The following is a 7,193-nucleotide window of genomic DNA, read 5'->3' on the forward strand; positions in this document are numbered from 1 at the left end:
GGGGGTCTTCAAGTGAGGCAAAATGCTGTAACAAAGGGCTGACAGAGGACATAAGGGTTGACTTTAAAAGCAGCATAACGACATGAAACTCAATCATTGTCAATGAATTTTAGATGCGATTGCCCTGTATCAGTAATGAGGGGGGGGTGTTTCTTCTGAAAGTGGTGCTATAATGGATGCTTGGTGAGTTTTTAGGCGATCAGCCATTAATCGCAGTTGTTCTTTCAGCTGTTCTGCCTCTATCTGCTGCTTTCTTACTTCTTGATTTAGCTCTTCAATGGTGGCTTCCTGATAGGCCAGTTTAGTTTCCAATTGTTCAAATCTTTGTTCAATGTCGGATAATTCCATTATCTTTCTCCTGCCTCTGATCAGTTAATTACATGATGGAACGATTACTCTAACCAAGTGGCACTATAATATTCAAAACGTTCAATAGAAGAGGGGATAACGAAACCTCTTCACGTTAATGCTGTCTCAATGGTTTTTAGATCAAGGTATAGCAAATATTGTCATTGGTTTCCGCAGACGGTTATAGTACATGTTACGCGTAGCTTGAGCTGACGGTAAAACCGCCCAAATTTATTGGAGAATAGGATGAAATCATTGTTTAAAACAACCATGCTGGCAACAACTCTGGCAGTAGTATTCAGTGTACCTCAGGTTTTGGCTGCTAATACAGAAGCTAAAGGTGAAGTAAAGCTGAATAGTGCATTTAAAACGGTAGAACAGCAAAATTCTTATGCTCTGGGTGCCTCTTTGGGTAGCTACATGGAAAATTCCTTGAAAGAGCAGAAAACACTCGGTATCAACTTAGAAAAAACACAGTTGTTGGTTGGTGTTGAAGATGCTTTAAATAATAAAAGCAAATTGACTGATCAAGAAATTCAGGACACTTTGTTGGCTTTTGAAAAAAAAGTGAAAGAGATGGCTCAGGCTAAGGCAGAGAAAGATGCTGGTGAAAATGGCGCAAAAGGTGATGAATATCGTAAAAAGTTCGCTAAGCAGGCTGGCGTAGTGGAAACCAAATCAGGGCTTCTTTACAAAATTGAAAAAGAAGGTACTGGCAAGACCCCTAAAGAAACTGACACTGTAGTTGTTAACTACAAAGGTTCTTTGATTGACGGGCAAGTTTTCGACAGTTCTTATGAACGTAAAGAACCTCTGTCAATTCGTCTGGACAGCGTGATTCCAGGTTGGAAAGAAGGCTTACAGAATGTGAAGAAAGGCGGAAAAATTACATTGGTTATTCCACCGAAGTTGGCTTATGATCAAGCAAGCCTGCCTAAAATTCCAGCTAATTCTACTTTAGTTTTTGATGTTGAATTACTGGATATTAAACCTGCTGCCAAGGCAAAATAATTCCGGTAATAATTGCGAGACAATACAGACAGGAGTTTAATCGCTCCTGTTTTATTATTTGTACCTTTCATTTTTTCATTTTCATCTTTCTTTCATCTTTCGGTTTGTTGATGATATTTACTTCATCTTTGAGGAATAATAAGCATGAATAAAGAAAAATTGCATGTCTGCTTATTATTTCCTGCTGTATTAAATGAAATATCGTTTTCATATTTTACGCGTATTAGGCATAAAGCTGTGATAAAACCCTGTGGTATCTTCAGCAAGGGCTTGACGTAAATTCAATGTAGTTTTAACGTCAACAGTGGTTTTAACGTCATTATTCCGAATAGAATATAGAACATTCTGCCTATAACAGTAGATGTTTACTGAGGTAGACTCTTGGTTGTAGTAATGTGATTTTATAATAAATCTCGCCTTAATATTTTGGTGAGGCAAAGTCTGAGCTTGAAGGATGGTGTATTAACATGTCTACCCCGCTATTAACTGGTGATAACAGTGATATTGATTTACTGGAAAACCAACCGTTTAATGAAACAGATCATGAAATTTTAAAATCTTACGAAGCTGCTGTTGATGGCCTGGCTATGTTGATAGGTGGGCATTGTGAAATAGTTCTTCATTCACTGGAAGATCTTAAATGTTCAGCTGTCAGAATAGCTAATGGGGAACATACTGGTCGTAAGATCGGTTCCCCGATTACAGATTTGGCGTTGCGGATGCTCCACGATATTACGGATGAAGACAGCAGTGTTTCTAAAGCGTATTTCACGCGGGCAAAAAGCGGTTCGTTGATGAAATCTATCACAATTGCTATTCGCAATCGCCAGCGTCGGGTTATTGGGCTGTTATGTATTAATATGAACCTTGATGTGCCTTTCTCTGAAATTATTCAGACCTTTATCCCAGAAAAAACCCACGAAGTCTCTTCGAACGTTAACTTTGCATCTTCTGTGGATGACCTGGTTGCACAAACTCTGGAATTTACTATTGAAGAAGTGAATGCCGACCGCAATGTTTCCAACAATGCGAAAAATAGGCAGGTAGTGTTAAATCTTTATGAGAAAGGCATTTTTGATATTAAGGATGCTATTAATCAGGTTGCTGACCGTTTGAATATTTCCAAGCATACGGTATACCTCTATATTCGCCAGTTTAAAAACGGCGAATGTGCCAGCCCGGAGAAGTAATGTCGTCACTGTCTTATTGTCTGCTGGTCACCGGGCCAGCTTATGGTACTCAACAAGCCAGCAGTGCCTATCAATTTGCTCAGGCGTTGATCGCCGCAGGACATACATTACATAGTATGTTCTTTTATCGTGAGGGTGTCCTAAACGGTAATCAACTGGTTGCTCCCGCCAATGATGAATTTGATCTGGTCAGGGCATGGCAGGCATTGGCAGTCCAGCATCGGTTCAATCTGTATATTTGCGTTGCCGCAGCATTGCGTCGCGGTGTAGTGGATGAGCAACAAGCCCAAGAATTAAATTTGCCTGTTGCTAATCTGGCAAATGGGTTTGAACTTAGCGGGTTGGGGGCGCTGGCAGAAGCCATGATGCTATGTGATCGTGTTATACAATTTTAAGCCTCGCAGTAAGCATTGATGAAATGTCAGTTTTGAGTAAATTATGTGGGTCTTAATGAAATAGTGGTTATCGATGAAAAAAATCGCCTTTGTTTTTACTGAAGCCCCTCATGGCTCTTCTATAGGCCGGGAAGGGCTGGATGCCCTGCTTGCGACATCAGCCTTAACCGATCAAATTGGCATATTCTTTATTTCTGATGGAGTCTTCCAATTACTGACCAACCAACAGCCAGATAAAATTCTGGCCCGTGACTATATTTCAACCTTTAAGATCTTGCCTCTTTATGACATTGATAAATGCTACGTTTGTCTTGATGATCTGATCATTCGCGGAGGTAGTCCGGCAAGCAATTTTGTACTTAAGGCAGAATTTCTTTCTGCTGTGGCGATACGAAAACAGTTGGCAGATTATGATGTTGTGTTGAAATTTTAATCTATTACAGGTAGGTAACATGTTATATACTGTTAGGCGCTCACCTTACCATGATGACGTCAATGCAATGCTTGCTCTTGTATCTGAGATCGATGACGTTCTGTTAATTCAGAATGGCGTATTGTTCGGGATCAATGATAATCGCTACTTAGCTGAATTGATGCGTACAGGAGCTGGAATTTATGCCTTGCAGGAAGATCTGGATGCACGGGGGCTGACTGAACAGATTTCAGACCGTGTTAAGGTGATTGATTACGACGGTTTTGTGAGCTTAACGGTAAAACATCAGCAAAATTTTGCCTGGTAAATGAGAATTGTATATTTCCGCTATTTTACCAGTATAGAAAAACTGTATATTTCTTGACACCTCGTCAAGTCAGCAATAAAATTCCGCGTCCTCTCGTTTTGTCATCATGACTGCCAGAGGGTAAAATCCGTGTTTACGAAGCAAAAAACCAGGAGCTTTTTTAATAATGGCAACTATCAACCAGCTGGTGCGCAAATCTCGTAGCTCGAAAGTTGTGAAAAGCAACGTTCCTGCTCTGGAAGCTTGCCCGCAAAAACGTGGCGTATGTACTCGTGTATATACTACCACTCCTAAAAAACCAAACTCCGCACTGCGTAAAGTATGTCGTGTGCGTTTGACTAATGGTTACGAAGTTTCTTCCTACATCGGTGGTGAAGGCCACAACTTGCAGGAACACTCCGTTATTCTGATCCGTGGCGGTCGTGTTAAAGACTTGCCAGGTGTGCGTTACCACACTGTTCGCGGTGCACTGGACTGTGCCGGTGTTAAAGACCGTAAGCAAGGTCGTTCTAAGTACGGTGTGAAGAAGCCAAAGGCTTAATGGTTCTCCGTTAAGTAAGGCCAAACATTTTTCACTTTAATGTCAAAATAAACTCGTAGAGTTTTGGACAACCCTGAATTCGAAACGGAGTATTTCCATGCCACGTCGTCGTGTAATTGGTCAACGTAAAATTCTGCCAGATCCAAAGTTCGGATCTGAACTACTGGCAAAATTTGTTAATATCCTGATGGTAGATGGTAAGAAATCTACCGCAGAAGCAATTGTATATAGTGCGCTTGAGACCCTGGCTCAGCGTTCTAGTAAAGATCATCTGGAAGCATTCGAGCTGGCACTGGATAACGTGCGCCCGACTGTGGAAGTTAAGTCCCGCCGTGTTGGTGGTTCTACTTATCAGGTTCCAGTTGAAGTTCGTCCGGTTCGTCGCAATGCACTGGCAATGCGTTGGATCGTTGATGCTGCTCGTAAACGCGGTGATAAGTCGATGGCTCTGCGCCTGGCGAATGAATTATCTGATGCGGCTGAAAACAAAGGCGCTGCTGTGAAGAAACGTGAAGACGTTCATCGTATGGCAGAAGCTAACAAGGCGTTCGCACACTACCGTTGGTAATCCATTCGTTGGTAACCCATCGGCAGTGAATATGTTCTGGGTAGCTGTTCGGCTACCCGTTCTCTAAATTGAACGCCCACGAGAGAGGAAAAAATGGCTCGTAAAACACCTATAGCACGTTACCGTAATATCGGTATCAGTGCCCACATCGACGCCGGTAAAACCACGACAACTGAACGTATTCTGTTTTACACAGGTGTAAACCATAAAATTGGTGAAACTCACGAAGGTTCAGCAACAATGGACTGGATGGAGCAGGAGCAGGAACGTGGTATCACCATTACCTCTGCTGCGACTACTGCATTCTGGTCTGGTATGGCTAAACAGTTTGAACCACACCGCATCAACATCATCGACACCCCAGGACACGTTGATTTCACCATCGAAGTAGAACGTTCCATGCGTGTTCTTGACGGTGCAGTAATGGTTTACTGTGCAGTTGGTGGTGTTCAGCCTCAGTCTGAAACTGTATGGCGTCAGGCGAACAAATATAATGTTCCACGCATCGCGTTCGTTAACAAAATGGACCGTATGGGTGCGAACTTCCTGCGCGTTGTTGAGCAGATTAAAACTCGTCTGGCTGCTAACCCAGTTCCACTTCAACTGGCAATCGGTGCTGAAGATACCTTCACCGGTATTGTTGACCTGTTGAAAATGAAAGCAATCAACTGGAATGAAGCTGATCAGGGTACTACCTTCACTTATGAAGATATCCCAGCAGACATGGTTGAACTGGCTCAAGAATGGCATCAGAATCTGATTGAATCCGCAGCAGAAGCATCAGAAGAACTGATGGACAAATATCTGGGCGGTGAAGAGCTGACTGAAGAAGAAATCAAGGTAGCTCTGCGTAAGCGTGTTCTGACTGGCGAAATTATCCTGGTTACCTGTGGTTCTGCATTTAAGAACAAGGGTGTTCAGGCAATGTTGGATGCAGTTATTGAATATCTGCCGGCACCAACTGACGTTGAATCCATCAAAGGGATGCTGCCAGACGGTAAAGATACTCCAGCAGAACGTCATTCCAGCGATGACGAGCCATTCTCTGCGCTGGCGTTCAAAATCGCTACTGACCCATTCGTGGGTAACTTGACTTTCTTCCGCGTTTACTCTGGTGTTGTTAACTCTGGTGACACCGTACTGAACCCGATTAAAGACAAGAAAGAACGTTTTGGTCGTATCGTACAGATGCACGCCAACAAACGTGAAGAAATCAAAGAAGTCCGTGCAGGCGATATCGCTGCTGCAATCGGTCTTAAAGATGTAACTACAGGTGATACTCTTTGTGACATGGGCGCACCAATCATCCTGGAGCGCATGGAATTCCCAGAGCCAGTTATCTCTGTTGCTATCGAGCCAAAAACTAAAGCTGACCAAGAAAAAATGGGTATCGCTTTAGGCCGTCTGGCTCAGGAAGATCCATCATTCCGCGTAAGCAGTGATGAAGAGACTGGTCAGACCATCATCGCAGGTATGGGTGAGCTGCACCTCGACGTTCTGGTTGACCGTATGCGTCGTGAGTTCAACGTTGAAGCTAACGTAGGTAAACCTCAGGTTGCTTATCGTGAAACCATCCGTGCTTCTGTTGAGCAGGAAGGTAAACACGCTAAACAGTCCGGTGGTCGTGGTCAGTACGGTCACGTATGGCTACGTATTGAGCCTCTGGAAGCTGGCGGCGCTGGTTACGAATTCGCTAACGAAATCGTTGGTGGTGTTGTTCCTAAAGAATACATCCCGGGCGTTGATAAAGGCGTTCAGGAACAGCTGAAGAGCGGTGTTCTGGCTGGTTATCCAATCGTTGACGTTAAAGTTGCTCTGTTTGATGGTTCTTACCATGACGTTGACTCTTCAGAAATCGCCTTTAAAATTGCTGCATCCATGGCATTTAAAGAAGGCTTCATGAAAGCTAAACCAGTTCTGCTGGAGCCTATCATGAAAGTTGAAGTGGAAACACCAGAAGACTACATGGGTGACGTCATCGGTGACTTGAACCGTCGCCGTGGTATGATCGATGGTATGGATGATGTAGCTACGGGCAAAGTTGTTCGTGCACAGGTACCATTGTCTGAAATGTTTGGTTATGCTACTGACCTGCGTTCTCAGACCCAAGGTCGTGCTTCTTACTCCATGGAGTTCTTGAAGTACAACGAAGCGCCTAGCAACGTCGCTCAGGCTATTATCGAAGCTCGTAAATCTAGATAAGTTTTCGAGTTTACTATCTTTTTAGCTCCCTCATTTTTGTGACGGGGGAGCAGTATTAAGGAATAGAGTCGTGTCTAAAGAAAAGTTTGAACGTTCAAAACCGCACGTTAACGTTGGTACTATCGGCCACGTTGACCACGGTAAAACTACCCTGACTGCTGCAATCACCACCGTTTTGGCAAAAACCTACGGCGGTAG

General features: G+C 43.4%; 10 protein-coding genes. 9 read left to right on the forward strand and 1 reads right to left on the reverse strand.

Features of this window, described 5'->3' with window-relative positions:
• Positions 1-129: 129 nt before the first annotated feature.
• Positions 130-348: a SlyX family protein gene (locus AACQ81_RS00055; RefSeq protein WP_237388293.1), complete on the reverse strand. Its 219-nt coding sequence runs from the start codon at positions 346-348 to the stop codon at positions 130-132.
• A 246-nt stretch (positions 349-594) separates the two neighbouring features.
• Here AACQ81_RS00055 and fkpA point away from each other — a divergent pair, with 246 nt between their 5' ends.
• The 9 genes from fkpA to AACQ81_RS00100 all read left to right on the forward strand — a co-directional run.
• Entirely contained in the window at positions 595-1,359 is a 765-nt protein-coding gene (fkpA, locus tag AACQ81_RS00060; protein WP_237388294.1) for an FKBP-type peptidyl-prolyl cis-trans isomerase, read from the forward strand.
• A gap of 467 nt (positions 1,360-1,826) precedes the next feature.
• Positions 1,827-2,549, forward strand: a complete 723-nt coding sequence (locus tag AACQ81_RS00065) for a helix-turn-helix transcriptional regulator (protein WP_237388295.1) — start codon at positions 1,827-1,829, stop codon at positions 2,547-2,549.
• Complete coding sequence (gene tusD / locus AACQ81_RS00070; RefSeq protein WP_237388296.1) at positions 2,549-2,944, forward strand: sulfurtransferase complex subunit TusD; 396 nt, start codon at positions 2,549-2,551, stop codon at positions 2,942-2,944. Before AACQ81_RS00065 ends, tusD begins: the two co-directional genes overlap by 1 nt.
• Before the next feature lie 73 nt (positions 2,945-3,017).
• Positions 3,018-3,377 (forward strand): sulfurtransferase complex subunit TusC, encoded by a 360-nt coding sequence (gene tusC, locus AACQ81_RS00075; RefSeq protein ID WP_237388297.1) that lies wholly within the window; start codon positions 3,018-3,020, stop codon positions 3,375-3,377.
• 19 nt (positions 3,378-3,396) lie between these two features.
• The gene (gene tusB / locus AACQ81_RS00080; RefSeq protein ID WP_237388298.1) at positions 3,397-3,684 is read left to right on the forward strand and encodes a sulfurtransferase complex subunit TusB; all 288 of its coding nucleotides are present in this window, start codon (positions 3,397-3,399) and stop codon (positions 3,682-3,684) included.
• 166 nt (positions 3,685-3,850) lie between these two features.
• Entirely contained in the window at positions 3,851-4,225 is a 375-nt protein-coding gene (rpsL, locus tag AACQ81_RS00085) for a 30S ribosomal protein S12 (RefSeq protein ID WP_010848548.1), read from the forward strand.
• 97 nt (positions 4,226-4,322) lie between these two features.
• Positions 4,323-4,793, forward strand: a complete 471-nt coding sequence (gene rpsG / locus AACQ81_RS00090) for a 30S ribosomal protein S7 (protein WP_092513454.1) — start codon at positions 4,323-4,325, stop codon at positions 4,791-4,793.
• Positions 4,794-4,886: 93 nt separating this feature from the next.
• Complete coding sequence (gene fusA, locus AACQ81_RS00095; protein WP_237388299.1) at positions 4,887-6,995, forward strand: elongation factor G; 2,109 nt, start codon at positions 4,887-4,889, stop codon at positions 6,993-6,995.
• Between the two features lie 70 nt (positions 6,996-7,065).
• A partial coding sequence (locus AACQ81_RS00100) for a GTP-binding protein (protein ID WP_230333040.1) occupies positions 7,066-7,193 on the forward strand: 128 nt, incomplete at its 3' end.

This window comes from Xenorhabdus sp. Sc-CR9, assembly GCF_963897815.1.
Classification (GTDB): domain Bacteria; phylum Pseudomonadota; class Gammaproteobacteria; order Enterobacterales; family Enterobacteriaceae; genus Xenorhabdus.